The sequence below is a fragment of the Sphingomonas sp. CCH9-F2 genome (genome assembly GCF_001556735.1).
Taxonomy (GTDB): domain Bacteria; phylum Pseudomonadota; class Alphaproteobacteria; order Sphingomonadales; family Sphingomonadaceae; genus Sphingomonas; species Sphingomonas ginsenosidimutans.
Genome location: NZ_LSJO01000274.1, coordinates 1 through 319, shown reverse-complemented (window position 1 = coordinate 319; position 319 = coordinate 1). Strand labels below are relative to the sequence as shown.

The window sequence follows — 319 nt, the reverse complement described above, 5'->3', positions numbered from 1 at the left end:
TCCTCCTCGAGCCGGTTCACCAGGTCCACCGTGTTGAAGTAGCGCCCGCGGGCGCCGGCTCGTACCACATTGGCGGTGATGGCGGTGGCGAGGTGCGTCTTGCCGGTGCCCGTCCCACCGACCAGCACGACGTTGCGCCGGCCGGGGAGGAACGAGCCGCTGTGCAGGGAGCGCACCAGTCCTTCGTTGATGGGAGTGTCGCCGAAGACGAAGGCGTCGAGGTCCTTCACCGCCGGCAGCCTGGCGGCCGACATCCGGTAACGAACCGACGCTGCATGGCGGTGCGTCGCCTCGGCACGCAGCAGGTCGGTCAGGACCT

The 319-nt window shown here is 69.3% G+C and carries 1 protein-coding gene; it reads right to left on the bottom strand.

Annotated elements, in window-relative coordinates:
• On the bottom strand, positions 1-319 hold a 319-nt coding region (locus tag AX685_RS08170; RefSeq protein WP_197418533.1), incomplete at both ends, for an ATP-binding protein.